The sequence below is a fragment of the Kitasatospora sp. NPDC028961 genome (assembly GCF_055564815.1).
In genome coordinates this window covers 249,990-268,226 of the sequence record NZ_JBVHVO010000007.1, presented here as the reverse complement: position 1 = coordinate 268,226, position 18,237 = coordinate 249,990, and the positions used below count along the sequence as shown (strand labels likewise).

Annotated in this window: 17 protein-coding genes; 8 read left to right on the top strand and 9 right to left on the bottom strand. The window is 71.2% G+C overall.

Annotated features, from left to right (window positions below):
* Positions 1-39: 39 nt before the first annotated feature.
* From ACZ4UX_RS16690 to ACZ4UX_RS16665, 6 genes are all read right to left on the bottom strand, one after another.
* Positions 40-438, bottom strand: a complete 399-nt coding sequence (locus ACZ4UX_RS16690; protein WP_329488014.1) for a cytidine deaminase — start codon at positions 436-438, stop codon at positions 40-42.
* Positions 435-1,700, bottom strand: coding sequence for an ABC transporter permease (locus tag ACZ4UX_RS16685; protein WP_352291250.1), 1,266 nt, complete (start codon positions 1,698-1,700; stop codon positions 435-437). Before ACZ4UX_RS16685 ends, ACZ4UX_RS16690 begins: the two co-directional genes overlap by 4 nt.
* Positions 1,697-2,851, bottom strand: coding sequence for an ABC transporter permease (locus tag ACZ4UX_RS16680; protein WP_359803563.1), 1,155 nt, complete (start codon positions 2,849-2,851; stop codon positions 1,697-1,699). Before ACZ4UX_RS16680 ends, ACZ4UX_RS16685 begins: the two co-directional genes overlap by 4 nt.
* A gap of 4 nt (positions 2,852-2,855) precedes the next feature.
* Positions 2,856-4,427, bottom strand: a complete 1,572-nt coding sequence (locus ACZ4UX_RS16675; protein ID WP_465707226.1) for an ABC transporter ATP-binding protein — start codon at positions 4,425-4,427, stop codon at positions 2,856-2,858.
* 337 nt (positions 4,428-4,764) lie between these two features.
* Entirely contained in the window at positions 4,765-5,817 is a 1,053-nt protein-coding gene (locus ACZ4UX_RS16670) for a BMP family lipoprotein (protein WP_329488017.1), read from the bottom strand.
* Positions 5,818-6,126: 309 nt separating this feature from the next.
* On the bottom strand, positions 6,127-7,371 hold the full coding sequence (locus tag ACZ4UX_RS16665; RefSeq protein ID WP_465707225.1) for an amidohydrolase: 1,245 nt from the start codon (positions 7,369-7,371) through the stop codon (positions 6,127-6,129).
* 354 nt (positions 7,372-7,725) lie between these two features.
* Here ACZ4UX_RS16665 and ACZ4UX_RS16660 point away from each other — a divergent pair, with 354 nt between their 5' ends.
* The 3 genes from ACZ4UX_RS16660 (at position 7,726) to ACZ4UX_RS16650 (ending at position 10,979) form a co-directional block, all read left to right on the top strand.
* Positions 7,726-8,466: an SDR family oxidoreductase gene (locus ACZ4UX_RS16660; RefSeq protein WP_396485561.1), complete on the top strand. Its 741-nt coding sequence runs from the start codon at positions 7,726-7,728 to the stop codon at positions 8,464-8,466.
* A gap of 78 nt (positions 8,467-8,544) precedes the next feature.
* Positions 8,545-10,182 carry an alpha/beta hydrolase gene (locus ACZ4UX_RS16655; protein WP_465707176.1) on the top strand — a complete coding sequence of 546 codons (1,638 nt, stop codon included), beginning with the start codon at positions 8,545-8,547 and terminating at the stop codon, positions 10,180-10,182.
* A gap of 311 nt (positions 10,183-10,493) precedes the next feature.
* Positions 10,494-10,979, top strand: coding sequence for a 2-oxo-4-hydroxy-4-carboxy-5-ureidoimidazoline decarboxylase (locus tag ACZ4UX_RS16650; RefSeq protein WP_329488020.1), 486 nt, complete (start codon positions 10,494-10,496; stop codon positions 10,977-10,979).
* A gap of 13 nt (positions 10,980-10,992) precedes the next feature.
* Here the strand turns inward: ACZ4UX_RS16650 and ACZ4UX_RS16645 are convergent, their stop codons facing one another.
* Positions 10,993-11,760, bottom strand: coding sequence for a hypothetical protein (locus tag ACZ4UX_RS16645; protein WP_465707175.1), 768 nt, complete (start codon positions 11,758-11,760; stop codon positions 10,993-10,995).
* A 265-nt stretch (positions 11,761-12,025) separates the two neighbouring features.
* Between ACZ4UX_RS16645 and sdhC the strand changes: the two genes are divergently transcribed.
* The 4 genes from sdhC to ACZ4UX_RS16625 are packed head-to-tail and all read left to right on the top strand — an operon-like array spanning position 12,026 to position 15,454.
* Positions 12,026-12,406 carry a succinate dehydrogenase, cytochrome b556 subunit gene (sdhC, locus tag ACZ4UX_RS16640; protein WP_329488022.1) on the top strand — a complete coding sequence of 127 codons (381 nt, stop codon included), beginning with the start codon at positions 12,026-12,028 and terminating at the stop codon, positions 12,404-12,406.
* Between the two features lie 8 nt (positions 12,407-12,414).
* Entirely contained in the window at positions 12,415-12,906 is a 492-nt protein-coding gene (locus ACZ4UX_RS16635) for a succinate dehydrogenase hydrophobic membrane anchor subunit (RefSeq protein WP_329488023.1), read from the top strand.
* A 32-nt stretch (positions 12,907-12,938) separates the two neighbouring features.
* Positions 12,939-14,681, top strand: coding sequence for a succinate dehydrogenase flavoprotein subunit (sdhA, locus tag ACZ4UX_RS16630; protein ID WP_465707174.1), 1,743 nt, complete (start codon positions 12,939-12,941; stop codon positions 14,679-14,681).
* The gene (locus tag ACZ4UX_RS16625) at positions 14,681-15,454 is read left to right on the top strand and encodes a succinate dehydrogenase iron-sulfur subunit (RefSeq protein ID WP_352291254.1); all 774 of its coding nucleotides are present in this window, start codon (positions 14,681-14,683) and stop codon (positions 15,452-15,454) included. The genes sdhA and ACZ4UX_RS16625 overlap by 1 nt, the downstream gene beginning before the upstream one ends.
* A 64-nt stretch (positions 15,455-15,518) precedes the next feature.
* On the opposite strand, the gene ACZ4UX_RS16620 is transcribed toward ACZ4UX_RS16625, so the two are convergent.
* Positions 15,519-15,776 (bottom strand): SCO4848 family membrane protein, encoded by a 258-nt coding sequence (locus ACZ4UX_RS16620; protein ID WP_465707173.1) that lies wholly within the window; start codon positions 15,774-15,776, stop codon positions 15,519-15,521.
* A gap of 142 nt (positions 15,777-15,918) precedes the next feature.
* Between ACZ4UX_RS16620 and ACZ4UX_RS16615 the strand changes: the two genes are divergently transcribed.
* The gene (locus ACZ4UX_RS16615; RefSeq protein ID WP_465707172.1) at positions 15,919-17,133 is read left to right on the top strand and encodes a D-alanyl-D-alanine carboxypeptidase family protein; all 1,215 of its coding nucleotides are present in this window, start codon (positions 15,919-15,921) and stop codon (positions 17,131-17,133) included.
* A gap of 89 nt (positions 17,134-17,222) precedes the next feature.
* Here the strand turns inward: ACZ4UX_RS16615 and ACZ4UX_RS16610 are convergent, their stop codons facing one another.
* On the bottom strand, positions 17,223-18,215 hold the full coding sequence (locus ACZ4UX_RS16610) for a YihY/virulence factor BrkB family protein (protein ID WP_465707171.1): 993 nt from the start codon (positions 18,213-18,215) through the stop codon (positions 17,223-17,225).
* Between the last annotated feature and the right edge of the window lie 22 nt (positions 18,216-18,237).

The following is an 18,237-nucleotide window of genomic DNA, read 5'->3' as shown; positions in this document are numbered from 1 at the left end:
CCCACTCGCGACACTCTACGCGCGTAACAGAAACAAAGACTAGAGCCGCTCCGGCCCGAACGCGTCGGGCAGGACCTCGCTCATCGGCTTCACGCCGGACGGCAGCTCGACCAGCAGATCGGGCCCGCCGTGCTCGTACAGCAGCTGGCGGCAGCGGCCGCACGGCATCAGCAGACCGCCGCTGCCGTCCACACAGGTGAACGCGGTCAGCCGGCCGCCACCGGTCGCGTGGAGCATGGAGACCAGGCCGCACTCGGCGCACAGCGCGAGTCCGTACGAGGCGTTCTCCACGTTGCAGCCGGTGACCACCCGACCGTCGTCCACCAGCGCGGCCGCGCCGACCGGGAACCTGCTGTACGGGGCGTAGGCGTGGGTCATCGCCTCGCGCGCCGCCGCCCGCAGTGCCTCCCAGTCGACCGCCGCCGCGGGGGCCGTCACTTGCCCTGGCCCTTGCGGTAGATCTGGCCGTCGGCCTTCGGCGGCCGCAGCCGCTGCGAGGCCAGCGAGAGCACCACCAGGGTGATCACGTACGGCGTCGCCACGATCAGCGGACGCTGCACCTCCTCGGTGGTGGCGTACCAGACCGCCAGGCCGCCGGCCACCACGAAGGTGATCAGCGCGGCCGGGATCTTGCGGCGGTACAGGTTCCAGAGCGCCAGCAGGAACATCGCGATGGCGACCACCAGGATCAGCACGTGCACCGACTCCGGGTCACGCAGCTGGAGGCTGTCGGTGAAGCCGAACAGACCGGCGCCCATGGCGAGGCCGCCCGGCATCCAGTTGCCGAAGATCATCGCCGCGAGGCCGATGAAGCCTCGGCCGTTGGTCTGGCCGTCCTTGTAGAAGTGCGCCGCGACCAGCGAGAGGTACGCGCCGCCGAGGCCCGCGAAGGCGCCGGAGGTGATGACCGCGAGGTACTTGTACTTGTAGACGTTGACGCCCAGCGACTCCGCCGCCGTCGGGTTCTCGCCGCAGGAGCGCAGGCGCAGGCCGAACACCGTGCGCCAGAGGGCGAAGTAGCTGACCACGATCAGCGCGCCGGCCAGCAGCACGACCACCGAGATGTTGGTGACCAGACCGCCGAGCACGCCCGCGACGTCGGACACCAGGAACCAGTGGTGGGTCTCGATGTCCTTCAGCCCGGAGGAGAGCCCGGGGATGGTGATGTACGGCAGCGGATCGGCCGGCGGGGACTGGTTCGCCCCGGCGCCGACGGAGATGTAGTCCTTGTAGTAGATCCGGTTGACGTACGCGCAGATGCCGGGGATCAGCAGGTTGACGCCGACACCGGAGACGATGTGGTCGACGCCGAAGGTCACCGTGATGACGGCGTGCAGCAGACCGCCGAGCGCACCGCCGAGCATGCCGGCCACCAGGCCGAACCAGGGGTTGACCAGGTAGCCGCCCCAGGCGCCGCAGAAGGTGCCGGCGACCATCATGCCTTCGAGGCCGATGTTGACCACGCCGGCCCGCTCGGACCAGAGACCGCCCAGACCGGCCATGCCGATCGGCACGGCGGCGCTGAGCGCGGCGGTGACCTGGCCGGAGGAGGTCAGCGAGTGGTTGCCGGTGGCCATGCCCACGGCGGAGAAGAGGACCAGGGCGCCCGCGATCAGCAGCAGCACCACCGGCCAGGACAACTTGCGCTTCTTGGCGGGAGCGCCCGGCGCCTTCGCGCGGGCAGCGGTGGCCGTGCTCATGCGGACACCTCCTTCTTCTCGTTGGCGGCAGCCTGGGCCGCGAGCTCGGCGCCGACCTTCTGCTGCTGGCGCTTGAGGCCGTAGCGCCGCACCAGCTCGTAGGCGACGACGACGCAGATGACGATGGTGCCCTGCATGACCGGGACGATCTCGAACGGGAAGCCGCCCTGGAGGGGCAGCTGCGAGCCGGTGGCGTCCAGGAAGGCGAACAGCAGCGCGGCGAAGGCCATGCCGATCGGGCTGTTGCGGCCGAGCAGGGCGACCGAGATGCCGAGGAAGCCGAGGCCGCCCTGGAAGCTCTGACCGAAGTTGTACGAGTTCTGCAGCAGCTCGGGCATGCCGATCAGGCCGGCCAGCGCACCGGAGACCACCATCGAGGTGACGACCATGCGCTTGACGTTCACGCCGGAGGCGGTCGCGGCGGTCTCGGAGCGGCCGGTGGCGCGCAGGTCGAAGCCGAAGCGGGTGCGGGTCAGGGTGAACTGGAAGGCCACGCCGACCAGGATCGCGATGAAGAGGAAGCCGTAGAGCGGCCCGCCGTCGGTGTTGATCGCGAAGAAGTGGCTGGACTCCGAGACCGGGCTGGTCTGGATGGAGTTGCTGGTCGAGCTCTTCTCCGGCGCGAAGATGCCGGGGACGAGCAGCAGACCGACGATCGCCACCGCGATGGCGTTCAGCATGATGGTCGAGATGACCTCGCTGACGCCGCGGAAGACCTTCAGCAGACCGGCGATGCTCGCGTACAGGCCACCGACCAGCATGGCGGTGATCAGCAGCAGCGGGATCTGGATGAACGACGGCAGGTCGAGCCGGCTGCCGACGAACGCCGCGAACAGCGCCGCGACCTTGTACTGGCCCTCGACACCGATGTTGAAGAGGTTCATCCGGAAGCCGAAGGCGGCGGCCGCGGCGGCCAGGTAGTACGTGGTGGACCGGTTGAGGATGGCCACCTGGCCGTCCGACTTGGTGGCGTACGTGATCATCACGTTCCAGGCGTCGAACGGGTTCTTGCCCGAGGTCGCCAGGAGCACCGAACAGATCGCGACGGAGAGCAGCACGGCGAGCACCGGCGCTGCGAGGGCGAGCACGATCTTCTCGCCGTCGAACCGCTGCGCCAGCTTGCTCTTGGCCGCGGGGTTGGGACTGGTCATGTGGCTACTCCCCCGCCTGCGGGTCGGCGGTGTCGGTGGGGGTGTCGGACGAGGTGGCGTCCTGGGCGGCGGCGTCCTCGGTGGAGCCGGTCCCGGCGGCCTCGGCCTCGGTGCCCTCCGCGGTGACCGCGTGGAACTCCTCGACGGCCTCGGGCTCGGACTCGATGTGGCCGCGGGCGGCACCGGTCATCGCGGTACCCAGGTCCTCGGCGGTGACCGTGGCCGGGTCGGCGTCGGCCACCAGACGGCCGCGGTAGATCACCCGGATGGTGTCGGAGAGGCCGATCAGCTCGTCCAGGTCGGCGGAGATCAGCAGCACCGCGAGACCGGCCCGCTGGGCGGTCCGGATGTGCTCCCAGATCTGCGCCTGCGCGCCGACGTCCACCCCGCGGGTGGGGTGGGCGGCGATCAGCAGCTTGGGGTCGTGGCTCATCTCGCGGCCGATGATCAGCTTCTGCTGGTTGCCGCCGGAGAGCGACGCCGCGGTGACCTCGATGCCGGGGGTGCGGACGTCGTACTCGTCGACGATCCGCTGGGTGTCCTTGCGGGCACCGGCCGGGTCGAGCAGCAGGCCCTTGGAGTTCGGGCTCTCGGTGACGTGACCGAGAATCCGGTTCTCCCAGAGCGGGGCCTCCAGCAGCAGGCCGTGGCGGTGGCGGTCCTCGGGGATGTAGCCGATGCCGGCCTCGCGGCGGCTGCGGGTGAGCGAGCCGGAGAGGTCCTTGCCGTCCAGCGTGACGGCGCCGCCGTCCAGCGGCAGCATGCCCATGATGGCCTCGACCAGCTCGGCCTGGCCGTTGCCCTCGACACCGGCGATGCCGAGGATCTCGCCCTTGTGGATCCGCAGCGAGATGTCGTCGAGCACCACGCGCTCGATGCCCTCGGCGTCGGTCTTGGCGATCCGCAGGTCCCGGACGTCGAGCATCTCGGTGGTGGTGACGGTCGACTCGCGGCTCGCCGGGGAGGGCAGCTCGGCGCCGACCATCAGCTCGGCCAGCTGGCGCGCGGTGACGTTCGCCGGGTCGGCGTCGCCGACCGTGGTGCCGCGCCGGATGACGCTGATCGCGTCCGCCACCGACAGCACCTCGTGCAGCTTGTGCGAGATGAAGATGACGGTGACGCCCTCGGCCTTGAGCTCGCGCAGGTTGCCGAAGAGCGCCTCGACCTCCTGCGGGACGAGCACCGCGGTGGGCTCGTCGAGGATCAGGATCTTGGCGCCGCGGTAGAGCACCTTGAGGATCTCGACCCGCTGGCGGTCGGCCACGCCGAGGTCCTCGACCAGCGCGTCCGGGCGCACGCCCAGGCCGTACTGGTCGGAGATCTCCTTGATCTTCGCCTTCGCCTTGGCCCCGATGCCGTGGAGCTTCTCGCCGCCGAGGACGACGTTCTCCCAGACGGTGAGGTTGTCGGCGAGCATGAAGTGCTGGTGCACCATGCCGATGCCGCGCGAGATGGCGTCACCCGGGGTGTTGAACTCGCACTGCTCGCCGTTGATCGCGATGGTGCCCTCGTCCGGCTTCTGCATGCCGTAGAGGATCTTCATCAGCGTCGACTTGCCGGCGCCGTTCTCACCCATGAGGGCGTGCACGGTGCCGGTGCGGACGGTGAGGTTGATGTCGTGGTTGGCCACGACGCCGGGGAAGCGCTTGGTGATGCCGCGCAGTTCGACGGCCGGTGTCGCCGTCCCCGCGCTGGGGGTACCGCCCTTGCTGAGGGCGGGGTCGGATGCGGTGATGGCGATCTCCTGGTGGTCTGGAGGCGCGTCGTTGCGCTGGAGGGCCAAGAAAAACGGTGGGGTACGGGACGGGGCCCGGGGGTACGCACTGAGCGCACCCTTCCGGGCCCCTCCCTGATGCTGCGTCAATCATTGCGCTGCCGGGCAGGCGGCAGCGGCAGCGACGTCCGGGCGCGCCTTACGGAGCGGTCGGGACGGTGGTGGCGCCGCTCTTGATGGCGGTGGCGGCGTCGTTGAGCTTGCCCTGGATGTCGTCGATCTTGCCGCCGGTGGTGGCGAGCGAGACGCCGTCGGCCTTCAGGTCGAAGTTCTTCACGCCGGTGAAGGGGGAGCCCTTCTTGGCGGAGTCGATGTAGGCGAAGACGGCCTTGTCGACGTTCTTCACCATCGAGGTGAGGATGCTGGCCTTGTACTTCGCCAGGGCGGGCTGGGCGGCCTGGTCGGAGTCGACGCCGATCGCCAGCTTGCCGGCGTTGGCGACGGCCTCGATGGCACCGTTGCCGGAGGAGCCGGCGGCGGTGTAGATGACGTCCGCGCCCTTGTCCAGCTGACCCTGCGCGGCCTCCTTGCCCTTGTCGGGCGAGTTGAAGCCGGAGAAGTCCGGGGGGGTGGTCAGGTAGGTGGTCTCGACCGCCATGCTCGGGTCGACGGACTTCACACCCGCCTTGTAACCGGCCTCGAACTTCTTGATCAGCTCGGACTGCACACCGCCGATGAAGCCGACGTGCTTGGTCTTCGTCTTGAGGGCGGCGGCCACACCGGCCAGGTACGAACCCTCCTGCTCCGAGAACGTCAGCGAGGTGACGTTGCTCGGCTGGGTGTCGGACGCCGAGTCGATGATCGCGAACTTGGTGTTCGGGTTGTCCTTGGCGACCTTCTCGACGGCGCCCTGGTACACGAAGCCGACCGCGATGATCGGGTTGTAGCCGGCGGTGACCAGGTTCTTGAGCCGGGTCTCCTTGTCGGCCTCGGCCTCACCGGTCTTGGCGTCGGCCTCGGTGACGGCGACGCCCAGGTCGGCCTTGGCCTTGTCGAGACCGCGGGCGGCGGAGTCGTTGAACGACTGGTCGCCACGACCACCGATGTCGTAGGCCATACCGACCTTCAGGCCGCCCTCGGACGAGCCGGAGGAAGCGGTGGTGTCGTTGCTCTTTGCGCCGCAAGCGGCGAGCGAGGCGATGCCCAGGGAACCCGAGAGCACAACCGCAGCGAGCTTAGTAGAACGGCGCAAGGGAGTATCTCCTTCTCACACGCACCCGTTTAGCGTGGTCGGACGCCACCGTAACGCGCGTAGAACACGGTTGGGTCACAGGTCGCCGGAGCATTCGGGTTGTTATCAAACCGTGGTCTGACAGTCTTCCCGGAGCCCCTTTCCCGTACGCGGAGGGTGATCGGAACTGGCGCTGCCCAGTGTACGTAACCGGATAAAAAGCCAGGAAGCAGGCAACTCGGGCGTTGCTCGATCGAGGCCCCGCCCGGTGAACCGACGACGGGCCCGGTCCGTTGCGGACCGGGCCCGGAACGCCCACCGGGGAGCGGACTACGCCCCCTCGGTCTCCAGCGCCAGCGCCGCGAACAGCTCCACGCCGATCCCGATCGCCCGCTCGTCCGCGTCGAAACGGCCCTGGTGAAGGTCACGGACCGTGCTGTCGCCGGGTGTGCGGACGCCGAGCCGGGCCAGCGCGCCCGGGGCGTGCTCCAGGTACCAGGAGAAGTCCTCACCGCCGAGGCTCTGCTCGGTGTCCTCCACCACCTGGTCGGCGGCCGCCGTGGCGCGCCCCTCGTCCCGGTGCCCGAAACGGGCCGTCATCGCGGCCTCCAGCAGGCCCACCGAGACGGCCTCGTTGACCACCGGCGGCACCCCGCGGTGGTAGTCGAGCGTCCACTTCGCCCGGTAGGTCTCGGCCAGCTTGGCGATCAGCTCGTGCAGCAGGTCCGGCGCCTCGCGCCAGCCCTCCAGCTCCAGGCAGCGGACGGTGCCCTCCAGCTCGGCGTGCTGCGGGATGACGTTGGGGGCCGAGCCCGAGGCGATCCGGCCCCAGACCAGGCTGACGCCCCAGCGCGGGTCCATCCGGCGGGACAGCGCGGCCGGCAGGTCGGCGGCCATCCGGGCGATCGCGGTCACCAGGTCGGTGGTCAGGTGCGGGCGGGCGGTGTGGCCGCCGGGGCCGTCCAGGTGCAGCACCAGGCGGTCGCAGGCCGAGGTGATGGCCCCGGTGCGCAGCGCGATCCGGCCGGCCTCCACCTTCGGGTCGCAGTGCACCGCGAAGATCCGGCCGACGCGGTCCATCCCGCCGGCGGCGATCACGTCCAGCGCGCCGCCGGGCATCAGCTCCTCGGCGGGCTGGAAGATCAGCCGGACCGGGCGGCGCAGCTCGCCGGACCGGGCCGCCTCGGCGAGCACCAGGGCGGTGCCCAGCACGACGGAGGTGTGCACGTCGTGGCCGCAGGCGTGGGCCCGGCCGGCGACGGTCGACCGGTACGGCACGTCCGTCTTGGCGTCGTCGATGGGCAGCGCGTCGATGTCGGCGCGGAAGGCCAGGAACTCGGCGCCGCGCGGGGCACCCTCCGGGACGATGTCGACGATCATCCCGGTGCCGCCGGGCAGCACCCGGGGGGCCAGACCGGCGGCCGTCAGCCGGTCGCGCAGCAGGGCGGTGGTGCGGAACTCCTGGCGGCCCAGCTCCGGGTGGCGGTGCAGATCGCGGCGGAACGCGATCAGCTCCGGCTCCAGCGCCGCGACACGGTCGCGCAGGGCGGCGACGGGGCGGGCAGCGGTGGGCATGACGGCCGGCTGGGCGGACTCAGGACGGTTCATCTCAACAAGGGTAGGCCTGTTGGGGGGATTTGGCCCGACTTCCCGAAAAGAAGTCCCCGTATGGGCGCATAGGGGCTGAGCAGGTGGGTATGACATCTCGTTTCAGTCGCCTTCCCCGGGTTGCGTGCCCTGTGCAACGACGACCCGCACCGGCGGTCACGGGGCCACTCCGACGGGGGATTGACGCCGTTCGGGACGGCTGGAGGACCCACCGGGGTGGACGTCCCCCACCGCGGCGCGGGCCCGGTCGGCGTCATTGAGATGATCGGACGAGCGACCGACGTACTTCCCCCGACCAACGCGTTCCTCCAGGGAGTGGCAATGACCGAGCAGAAGGTGGCCGTGGTCACCGGAGCCAGCAGTGGAATCGGCGCGGCGACCGCCCGCCGGCTCGCGGCCGAGGGCTTCGAGGTGGTGCTGACCGCCCGCCGCACCGAGCGGATCGAGGAGCTCGCCAAGGAGCTCGGCGGCCGCGCCCACACCCTGGACGTCACCGACCGGGCGGCCGTGGACGCCTTCGCGGCCGAGGTCGGCCGGGTGGACGTCCTGGTCAACAACGCCGGCGGGGCGATCGGCGCGGAGCCGGTCGAGACCGCCGACCCGGCCGACTGGCTGGCGATGTACCAGGTGAACGTGCTCGGCGTGCTGCACATGACGCAGGCCCTGCTGCCCGCGCTGCGGGCGAGCGGCGACGGCACCGTGCTGGTGCTCTCCTCCACCGCGGCGCTGGCCGCCTACGAGGGCGGCGGCGGCTACGTGGCGGCCAAGCACGCGGCCCACACCATCGCGGCCACCCTGCGGCTGGAGCTGTGCGGGGAGCCGATCCGGGTGATCGAGATCGCCCCCGGCATGGTCAAGTCCGAGGGCTTCGCCGTCACCCGCTTCCGGGGCGACGAGGAGAAGGCCGCGGCCGTGTACGCGGGCGTCGCCGAGCCGCTGACCTCGGACGACGTCGCGGACACCGTCGCCTGGGCGGTGACCCGGCCCCCGCACGTCAACATCGACCTGCTGGTCGTCCGCCCACGCGCCCAGGCCGCCAACCACAAGGTGCACCGGGTCTGACGGCCGGGCGGCGCGGGCGGGCGGTCCGACGCCGGGGCCATGATCCACGCGGTCACCCGGCAGTGATACATACGTGCGATGAGATCTCTTCGGGCCGCCCGCCCGCGCTTTCTGCTGACCGCTTTCGCGGCCGGCACCCTGCTTCTCGGCTCCGCCTGCAACGACAGCACCAAGCCCGCCCAGGACGGGGCCGCCGCGGCCCCGTCGGCCGCCCCGGCCACCCCGACGCCGACCGCCAAGCCCACCGGCGCCGACGACCCCGCGCTCAAGCCGTTCTACGGCCAGCAGATCGCCTGGGCCGCCTGCCCGGCCGACCCGCAGGCCGCCCGGGCCAAGATCGACATATCCGCGATGCTCTGCGGCCGGCTGCACGTCCCGCTCGACTACACCGCCCCCGCCGCCGACGCCCTCGACCTCGCGCTGATCAAGCTGCCCGCCGCCCGGCCGGACCAGCGGCTCGGCTCGCTCATGGTCAACCCGGGCGGCCCGGGCGCCTCCGGCGTCGAGATGGTCAAGTACGGCGCCACGGAGTACGACGGGACCCTGCACGACCGCTTCGACGTGGTCGGCTTCGACCCGCGCGGCACCGGCGAGAGCTCCCCGGTGGTCTGCTACGACGACAAGCAGCACGACGAGGTCAACCAGCGTGACACCCCGCTGGAGCCGGCCGCCCGCACCGCCGACCGGGTCAGGAACGCCACCGACCACGCCGCCGCCTGCCAGGCGAAGTCCGGCCGGCTGCTGCCCTTCGTCGGCACCCGCGACACCGCCCGCGACCTGGACGTGCTGCGCGCCGCCGTCGGCGACCGGAAGCTCAACTACCTCGGCATCTCCTACGGCACCTACCTCGGCGCGCTCTACGCCGAGGAGTTCCCGCAGAACACCGGCCGGCTGATCCTGGACGGCGCCGTCGACCCCGCCCAGGACCGGCTGGACCACGGCGTCGACCAGCAGATCGGCTTCGAGAAGTCCTTCGAGCGCTTCGCCGCCGACTGCGTGAAGAACCACGCGGCCGAGTGCCCGCTCGGCAAGGACCCGGCCAAGGCCGCCCAGAAGGCCGCCGACTTCCTGGACGGCCTGTACGGCCACCCGATGACCGCGTCCGACGGCCGGAAGGTCGGCCGCGACCTCGCCTGGACGGGCGTCATCAGCGCGCTCTACGGCGACGAGAAGACGTCCTGGACGTACCTGCGCAACGCGCTGGGCTGGGCCATGGTCGGCCACAAGGTGGACCCGCTGCTCGCCTCCGCCGACGGCTACGACGGCCGCGACGAGAAGGGCCACTTCAGCCCGATGGAGGAGGCGAACCGCGCGATCAGCTGCGCCGACGCCGCCCCGCCGGCGCCCACCGCGGAGCGCGCCCAGCAGGCGGTGGCCAGGCTCCTGGCCGAGGCCCCGCTGGTCTCCAAGGGCGTCACGGTGGAGGACTACAGCGAGGCCGGCTGCGCCCGCTGGCCGTTCCGGACGACGGAGCGGCCGCACGCCGTCCGCGCGGAGGGCAGCGCGCCGATCCTGGTGGTCGGCACCACCGGCGACCCGGCCACCCCGTACGCCTCCGCCGAGGCGCTCGCCAAGGGCTTCGCCGACGCCACCCTGCTGACCCGGGTCGGCGAGGGGCACGGCGCCTTCGGCAAGGGCAACGGCTGCGTCGACGCCGCGCTGACCGCGTACCTCGTCGAGGGGACGATGCCGGCGCCGGGGACGCGCTGCTCCTGAGGGAGCCGGCGGCCGAAAGGCCTGGACGACTAGCAGATGTGAACGGGGAGGGCGCTGACACCGAGGTGTCAACGTCACAACTTGATAGCTCGATCGGATGAATTCCGCGTGCGCTCTCCCCAACTGATGACTGCTCAACTACCGTTGAGCCGCTGCCCGGCGGGTCTCGAACACCGCCCCGCGGCCTCATACTTCACCTGCTTCACCACCCCCTTTCACCGGCACCTTCCCGCCCTCACGAGGAGGACCCGCTGGCCAGCGACATCCCGTCACCGCGGCTCGATCCCAGCTCCGAGCCGACCCTCCTCGGGTTGCACCGCTTCAACGAGGCCGACGCCGGCGCGGCCGAGGAGGCCCTCCTGGCCTGCTGCGGCAGCCACCGCTGGGCCCTGCGGCTCACCGCCCACCGGCCCTACCCCGACATAGAGTCCCTGCTGGCCGCGGCCAGCGAGGCCTCCTACGACCTGCGACCGGCCGACCTGGCCGAGGCGCTGGCGGACGAGAGCTGGATGCCGCAGCCGCTCCTGGGCATGCGCGCACCCGGCAGCCAGGCGGCGCACACCGCCCTTCGCGCCGCCCACGCCGCGTACGAGGCCCGGTTCGGGCACGTCTTCGTGGTCTGCCTGGAAGGCGTGGCCCCCGAGGAGATGCTCGACACCGTGCTCAGCTCGATCCGCACCCGGCTGGCGCACGACCCGGACGAGGAACGACTGATCGCCTCGGACGAGCTCCGCCGGATCGCCCTGACCCGGCTGGAGCACCTGGTCGCCACCCACTCCGAGGCCGGAGCCCGCTGAGCCGGGCCCGCCCTCACCCGTGCGCCTGCGCGGCGCGGAGCTTCGCCACCTGCTGCCGGACGATCCGCTCGTCCGGTACGGGGGCGGGCTCCGCGCCGACGCCGACGGTGGTGAGCACCGCCAGCACCGGTCCGACCCGGGCCACCACGGCACGCTGGGCGAGCACCACGCTGCCCGACTCACTCGTCAGGGTGAACCCGGTCACCGCGTCGGCTCCCCCGGGCGTGGGCGTGTCGTCCCGGATCAACCGGTGCCTGGTCCGCACCGGCTTGCGGCTCTTCTCCGCCGGCGGCGGCGGCGCGCTGGAGGCGAACGAGGCGCACGGGCCGAACAGCTTCTCCAACTCCGACTGCAGCTGCGCCGCCCGCCCGGCCCGGTAGCCGAGCAGTCCTCCGTACACGCCCCCCTGGGGATCGGCCGCCCGGGCCACGCTCAGATCGGTCTCCGCGTACGGATCCCCCGGGCCCGGCGAGGCGGTGGCGCCGCCCGCCGCCACCGCCGGGGTCACCGCGTCCAGCAGCGGCTGGCAGGCGGGCAGGTCGGAGACCTCCCGGCCGCCGCCCGAGCCGGTCTCGCCGTGACCGGGCGTCATCACCGTCACCGTGTACCCGGCCCCCAGGTCGCCGTCGGCCACCGCGGCCGCCCGCAGCTCGGCGGCGGACAGCTCGCGGGCCGGCGCGGCCCGGTCGGCGGAGCCGCCGACCGTGGTGCAGCCCGCGGCGAGCAGCAGGGCGCAGACCGCGACGGCGGGGGACGGGTGGCGGGGCGGGCTGAGCGGCACGGGGGCCTCGGCAGAGTGTCGGCGACGGAAGCGGCGGCCACCGTAACGCAGTCGAACGGTCACGCTGCGTGGCCGTTGGGCCTCCTGAGCCGCCCGGGTTCCCGCCGCACTAGGCCAGTCGTGCCTGATTGATCACACCTCGGGCCCCCGGAGGCGGTTCGCAATAACGCGTCGATAGGATGCTGGCGGCCGGTGGACCGTACCCGGCCGGGCTGACCGACACCGAAGCCGGCCGAGCCCCCAATCGCTTCCGGAGGGTTTTTCCGTGCCGGCTGGAACGCTGTACCGCGGCCGGGAAGGCATGTGGAGCTGGGTGGCTCATCGAGTCACCGGCGTCCTCATCTTCTTCTTCCTGTTCGCTCATGTCCTGGACACCGCACTGGTGCGAGTGTCGCCCGAGGCGTACGACTCTGTGATTCAGACGTACAAGACGCCCCTGGTGAACCTGATGGAGTACGGCCTGGTGGCCGCCATCCTGTTCCACGCCCTCAACGGCCTGCGGGTCGTCGCCGTCGACTTCTGGTCGAAGGGTCCGAAGTTCCAGAAGCAGATGCTCTGGACCGTGGTCGGGGTGTGGGTCGTCCTGATGGCGGGCGCCTTCTACCCGATCCTTCAGCACACGCTGACCACCTGGTTCGGGAAGTGATCTGAGACATGTCCACGGAAATCTCCGACGCCCTGGTGGTCCCCTCCGCCCACGCGCACACCGGCAAGGGCCTCGGCACCGGCAACCCCGCCGACGCCTTCGTGGTCGAGCCGGCCCGCCAGCGGACCAAGAAGACCCCGCGCCGCACCCGGACCAACTTCGAGATGCTGGCGTGGCTCTTCATGCGCCTGTCCGGCATCGTCCTGGTGGTCCTGATCCTCGGCCACCTGCTGATCATGCTGGTGCTCGACGGTGGCGTCTCCAAGATCGGCTTCGCCTTCGTGGCCGGCCGCTGGGCCTCGCCGTTCTGGCAGGGCTGGGACCTCCTGATGCTCTGGCTCGCCATGCTGCACGGCGCCAACGGCATGCGGACGGTCATCAACGACTACGCCGAGAAGGACTCCACCCGGCTCTGGCTGAAGGGCCTCATGGGCGCCGCAACGGTCTTCACCGTGCTGCTCGGCACCCTGGTCATCTTCACCTTCGACCCGAACATCTAATCGGCAGAGGCCAGAGGCGAGTTAGAACCCCCATGCAGATTCACCAGTACGACACCGTCATCGTCGGCGCCGGCGGCGCCGGCATGCGCGCGGCCATCGAGTCGACCCAGCGCAGCCGCACCGCGGTGCTCACCAAGCTCTACCCCACCCGGTCCCACACCGGCGCGGCCCAGGGCGGCATGTGCGCCGCCCTCGCCAACGTCGAGGAGGACAACTGGGAGTGGCACACCTTCGACACGGTCAAGGGCGGTGACTACCTGGTCGACCAGGACGCCGCCGAGATCATGTGCAAGGAGGCCATCGACGCCGTCCTCGACCTGGAGAAGATGGGCCTGCCCTTCTCCCGCACCGAGCAGGGCCGGATCGACCAGCGCCGCTTCGGCGGTCACTCCCGCAACCACGGCGAGGCCCCGGTCCGCCGGTCCTGCTACGCGGCGGACCGCACCGGCCACATGATCCTCCAGACGCTGTTCCAGAACTGCGTCAAGCACGGTGTCGAGTTCTTCAACGAGTTCTACGTCCTCGACCTGCTGATCAACGAGGGCAAGACGGCCGGCGTCGTCGCCTACGAGCTGGCCACCGGCGAGATCCACGTCTTCCAGGCCAAGTCGGTCGTGTTCGCCTCCGGCGGCACCGGCAAGTTCTTCAAGGTCTCCTCCAACGCCCACACCCTCACCGGTGACGGCCAGGCCCTGGTGTACCGCCGCGGCCTGCCGCTGGAGGACATGGAGTTCTTCCAGTTCCACCCGACGGGCATCTGGCGCATGGGCATCCTCCTCACCGAGGGCGCCCGCGGCGAGGGCGGCATCCTGCGCAACAAGGACGGCGAGCGCTTCATGGAGCGCTACGCCCCCGTCATGAAGGACCTCGCGTCCCGTGACGTCTGCTCCCGCGCGATCTACACCGAGATCCGCGAAGGCCGCGGCTGCGGTCCGGACGGCGACCACGTCTACCTGGACCTCACCCACCTGCCGCCGGAGCAGCTGGACGCCAAGCTCCCGGACATCACCGAGTTCGCGCGCACCTACCTCGGCATCGAGCCCTACACGGACCCGATCCCGATCCAGCCCACCGCGCACTACGCGATGGGCGGCATCCCGACCAACGTCGCCGGTGAGGTGCTGCGCAACAACACCGACGTCGTCCCGGGCCTGTACGCGGCCGGCGAGGTCGCCTGCGTCTCGGTGCACGGCGCCAACCGCCTGGGCACCAACTCGCTGCTGGACATCAACGTGTTCGGCAAGCGCGCGGGCATCGCCGCCGCCGACTACGCGCAGACGGTGGACTACACCGAGCTGCCCGAGAACCCGGCCGAGAAGGTGCAGGCGCTGGTCGAGGGCCTGCGCGAGTCCACCGGCACCGAGTCCGTGGCGCAGATCCGCAAGGAGCTGCAGGAGACCATGGACACCAACGCCATGGTCTACCGCACCGGAGCGACGCTGAAGCAGGCGGTCGAGGACATCGCCGCGCTGCGCGAGCGCTACAAGAACGTCTCCATCCAGGACAAGGGCTTCCGTTACAACACGGACCTCCTGGAGGCCGTCGAGCTGGGCAACCTGCTCGACCTGGCCGAGGTGCTGGCCGTCTCCGCGCTCGCCCGCGAGGAGTCGCGCGGCGGTCACTACCGCGAGGACTTCCCGACCCGTGACGACGTGAAGTTCATGCAGCACACCATGGCGTACCAGGAGGTCGCCGAGGACGGCACCACCTCCATCCGCCTCGACTACAAGCCGGTCGTCACGACCCGGTACCAGCCGATGGAGCGTAAGTACTGATGAGCACTCCTACTGCGGAGAAGCACTCGGCCGCTCTGGACGCGGCCGAGGCGGGCGGCGTCCAGCTGATCACCGTCACCTTCCGGATCCGCCGGTTCAACCCGGAGGAGCACCCGGACCCGGTGTGGGTCGACTACCAGCTGACCCTGGACCCGAAGGAGCGCGTCCTGGACGCGCTCAACAAGATCAAGTGGGAGCAGGACGGCACCCTCACCTACCGCCGCTCCTGCGCGCACGGCATCTGCGGCTCCGACGCGATGCGGATCAACGGGCGCAACCGGCTGGCGTGCAAGACCCTGATCAAGGACGTCAACCCGGAGAAGCCGATCACGATCGAGGCCATCAAGGGCCTCACGGTCCTCAAGGACCTGGTCGTGGACATGGACCCGTTCTTCCAGGCGTACAAGGACGTCATGCCGTTCCTCATCACCAAGGGGAACGACCCGACCCGCGAGCGCCTGCAGTCCGCCGAGGACCGCGAGCGGTTCGACGACACCACCAAGTGCATCCTGTGCGCCGCGTGCACGTCGTCCTGCCCGGTCTTCTGGAACGACGGCCAGTACTTCGGCCCGGCCGCGATCGTCAACGCGCACCGCTTCATCTTCGACTCGCGCGACGAGGGTGCGGAGCAGCGGCTGGAGATCCTGAACGACCGTGAGGGCGTCTGGCGCTGCCGGACCACCTTCAACTGCTCGGAGGCCTGCCCCCGCGGCATCGAGGTCACCAAGGCGATCCAGGAAGTGAAGCGGGCCCTGGTCACCCGCCGCTTCTAGTTCCTGCCCGAGCTCGCCGAGGCCCCGTCCGATCACCCGATCGGACGGGGCCTCGGCGTTGCGGCTACTCGGCGGCGGGCTCGCGGCGGGTGGCGCGGAGGCCGCGGAGACCGATGGCGCCGACGGCGACGCCGAGGGCGAAGGAGGTCACGGCGAGCAGGAGGTGGATCCAGAAGAACGCGGTCGGCTGGGAGTGGTCGCCGTCGGTGAAGGCCTGGCCGCCGGAGTCCTTCCAGAGGTTCTTGACGAAGGTGATCCAGATGATCATGGACCAGACGCCGAAGGCGGTCAGGAACCAGGAGGTGCGGCGGCTGAGCTTCATGGAGCGTCCTCGGCGGCTGAGGTGAAGATGGTGTGCGGTTCCAGTATGCGCAGGCGGCCGTTCGGCGTACGGTGGCCCCCTCCTGTGGAGGACGGGCCCGAAGGGGCGGACGGCGGCGGCCCCGACTGGGTACGGTCTGCTGGTGCCCACACGCCGTAAGCTCGCACACCTGCTCGTCGCGTACGCCGCGGCGCTCCCCGTCCTCCTCGCCGCCCCGGTGGCCGTCGCGGCCCCGCACGAGCCGCCGCCCCCGCCTGGCGCGATCGGGGGCGAGAGACTGGGGCTCTCCGGTGCCCAGGTGGCACCCCTGCCCGGCGCCCCGGCCCTGCCGGGGGACCTCACCGGGCGGTCCTGGATAGTCGCCGACGCGACGTCAGGAGAGGTGCTGGCGGCCAGCAACCCCCATCTGCGGCTCGCCCCGGCCAGCACCCTGAAGATCCTCTTCGCGGACACCGTGCTGCCGAAGTTCGACCGCAACCTGGTGCACCGGGTCGAGGACGCGGAGATCCAGGGGATCGGCGCCGGCAGCAGCCTGGTCGGCATCAAGGAGAACCTGGACTACCGGGTCGAGGACCTCTGGCGCGGGGTCTTCCTCAGCTCGGGCAACGACGCGGTGCACGTCCTGGCGCACATGAACGGCGGGGTCCAGCAGACCGTCGCCGAGATGCAGGCCCGCGCGGACGCGCTGCAGGCCCGGGACACCCGGGTGATCTCCCCGGACGGCTACGACATGGACGGCCAGCTCTCCTCGGCCTACGACCTGACCCTGTTCGCCCGGGCCGGGCTGCGCAATCCCGACTTCCGGATGTACTGCGCCACCCGGGACGCGCAGTTCCCCGGCGCGGTGGACAAGAACACCGGGCAGCGGGGCAGCTTCGGGATCGCCAACACCGACCGGCTGCTCGGCAAGTACCCGGGCCTGATCGGCGTGAAGAACGGTTTCACCACCGAGGCCGGCTCGACCTTCGTCGGCGCCGCCGAACGGAACGGCCGCACCCTGCTGGTGACGGTGATGCACCCCTCGACGTACCAGAAGGTCTACGACGAGACGGCGGCGCTGCTGGACTGGGGGTTCGCGGCGGCCGACAAGGTCACCCCGGTCGGCAGGCTGGTGGACGAGGTGCCGGCCGGCGGGGAGCCGACCGGACAGGCGGGTGGCACCGCCGGTGCGCCCGCGCCGCCGCCGCACCCCTCGCCGAGCGCCTCCCCGACCGCGCCGGCGGCCGCCGCGGCCGGTGGTGACGGGGGCTCGGGCCCCGGCCCGGTCGGCTGGGTGGGGATCGCGCTGGCCCTCGCGGCGGGCGGCGCCGGTGCGCTGTTCCTGCTGCGGCGGCGCCGCGGCCCCGCCGCCGACTGACGGCGGTGCCGTCGGGGGCCCGGTCTCACTCCTGGGGCCGGGCCTTCGGCGTGCCGTCCCCGCCGTCCCCGTCACCCTCACCGTCCCCGTCACCCCCGGCCGTCCTTGCCGTCCTTGCCGTGCTTGCCTTCCTTGCCCGCGGTGGCGGCGTCGTCCCGCTCGGCCGCCTCCGCCTCGTTCGCGGCCTTCAGCATGGCCCCGGCGCGCTCGCGGGCCCGGTCGCGGGCGGCGGCCGGGTCGGCCAGCGCCGTCCAGGCGACGCAGTACATCAGCAGCCGGGAGACGAAGTTGATCCAGAGCAGCAGCGCCACCGGCACCCCGAAGGCCCCGTAGAGGCTCTTGCCCGCGACCGAGCCCAGGTAGGAGGCGAGCAGGATCTTCAGCAGCTCGAAGCCGACCCCGCCGATCAGCGCGCCCTGCACCACGTCCCACCGGTGCTGGCCGCCGATCCGGGGGAAGGGCGCCAGCAGGTAGGCGAAGAGCACCATGTCGGAGGCGACGGCGATCAGCAGGCCGACGCCGGTCAGCAGGTAGCCGCCGGGCCCGTCCGTCCCCAGGCCGATCCAGCCGGCGATCCGGCCGGCCAGCGTCGTTCCGGCGGCCGAGGCCGCCAGCGAGAACAGCGAGACCAGGCCCAGGCCGCCCAGCACCAGGCAGTCCCAGGCCTTGCGCAGGATCGGGTTGCCCTCCTCCTCCGGGAGCTGCCAGACGTCCCGGATCGAGGTGCGCATGGTGTCGACCCAGCCGAGGCCGGAGATCAGCAGCAGCACGCCGCTGACCAGTCCGACGGCGCCCGCGTTGGCCACCAGCGAGTTGAGGTTGAGCGCGTCCGAGATCCCCGGCAGCTGGTCGGAGATGTGCTTCTGGATCTCGTCGACCCGGGAGTCGGTCAGGGTCGCGACCGCGATCGCCAGCGCCACGGTGAGCAGCGGGAAGAGCGCCAGGAAGCCGAAGAAGGTGACCGCGCCCGCCAGCCGGTTGCCGCGCGCGGCGGTGAAGTGCTCGTACACGCGGTACGGGTGGCTGCGCAGGACCCGCGCCACGAGCGGGCCGATGACCGGGAGCCGGGTGAGGAAGTCCACCTGTCCGGTTATACCGGCCGTT

Bases quoted from the DNA above. Each gene is read 5' to 3' on its own strand.
- ACZ4UX_RS16685 (WP_352291250.1), bottom strand. From the start codon at position 1,700: ATGAGCACGGCCACCGCTGCCCGCGCGAAGGCGCCGGGCGCTCCCGCC.
- ACZ4UX_RS16680 (WP_359803563.1), bottom strand. From the start codon at position 2,851: ATGACCAGTCCCAACCCCGCGGCCAAGAGCAAGCTGGCGCAGCGGTTC.
- ACZ4UX_RS16675 (WP_465707226.1), bottom strand. From the start codon at position 4,427: ATGGGTGAGAACGGCGCCGGCAAGTCGACGCTGATGAAGATCCTCTAC.
- ACZ4UX_RS16665 (WP_465707225.1), bottom strand. From the start codon at position 7,371: ATGCCCACCGCTGCCCGCCCCGTCGCCGCCCTGCGCGACCGTGTCGCG.
- ACZ4UX_RS16660 (WP_396485561.1), top strand. From the start codon at position 7,726: ATGACCGAGCAGAAGGTGGCCGTGGTCACCGGAGCCAGCAGTGGAATC.
- ACZ4UX_RS16655 (WP_465707176.1), top strand. From the start codon at position 8,545: ATGAGATCTCTTCGGGCCGCCCGCCCGCGCTTTCTGCTGACCGCTTTC.
- ACZ4UX_RS16635 (WP_329488023.1), top strand. From the start codon at position 12,415: ATGTCCACGGAAATCTCCGACGCCCTGGTGGTCCCCTCCGCCCACGCG.
- sdhA (WP_465707174.1), top strand. From the start codon at position 12,939: ATGCAGATTCACCAGTACGACACCGTCATCGTCGGCGCCGGCGGCGCC.
- ACZ4UX_RS16625 (WP_352291254.1), top strand. From the start codon at position 14,681: ATGAGCACTCCTACTGCGGAGAAGCACTCGGCCGCTCTGGACGCGGCC.
- ACZ4UX_RS16620 (WP_465707173.1), bottom strand. From the start codon at position 15,776: ATGAAGCTCAGCCGCCGCACCTCCTGGTTCCTGACCGCCTTCGGCGTC.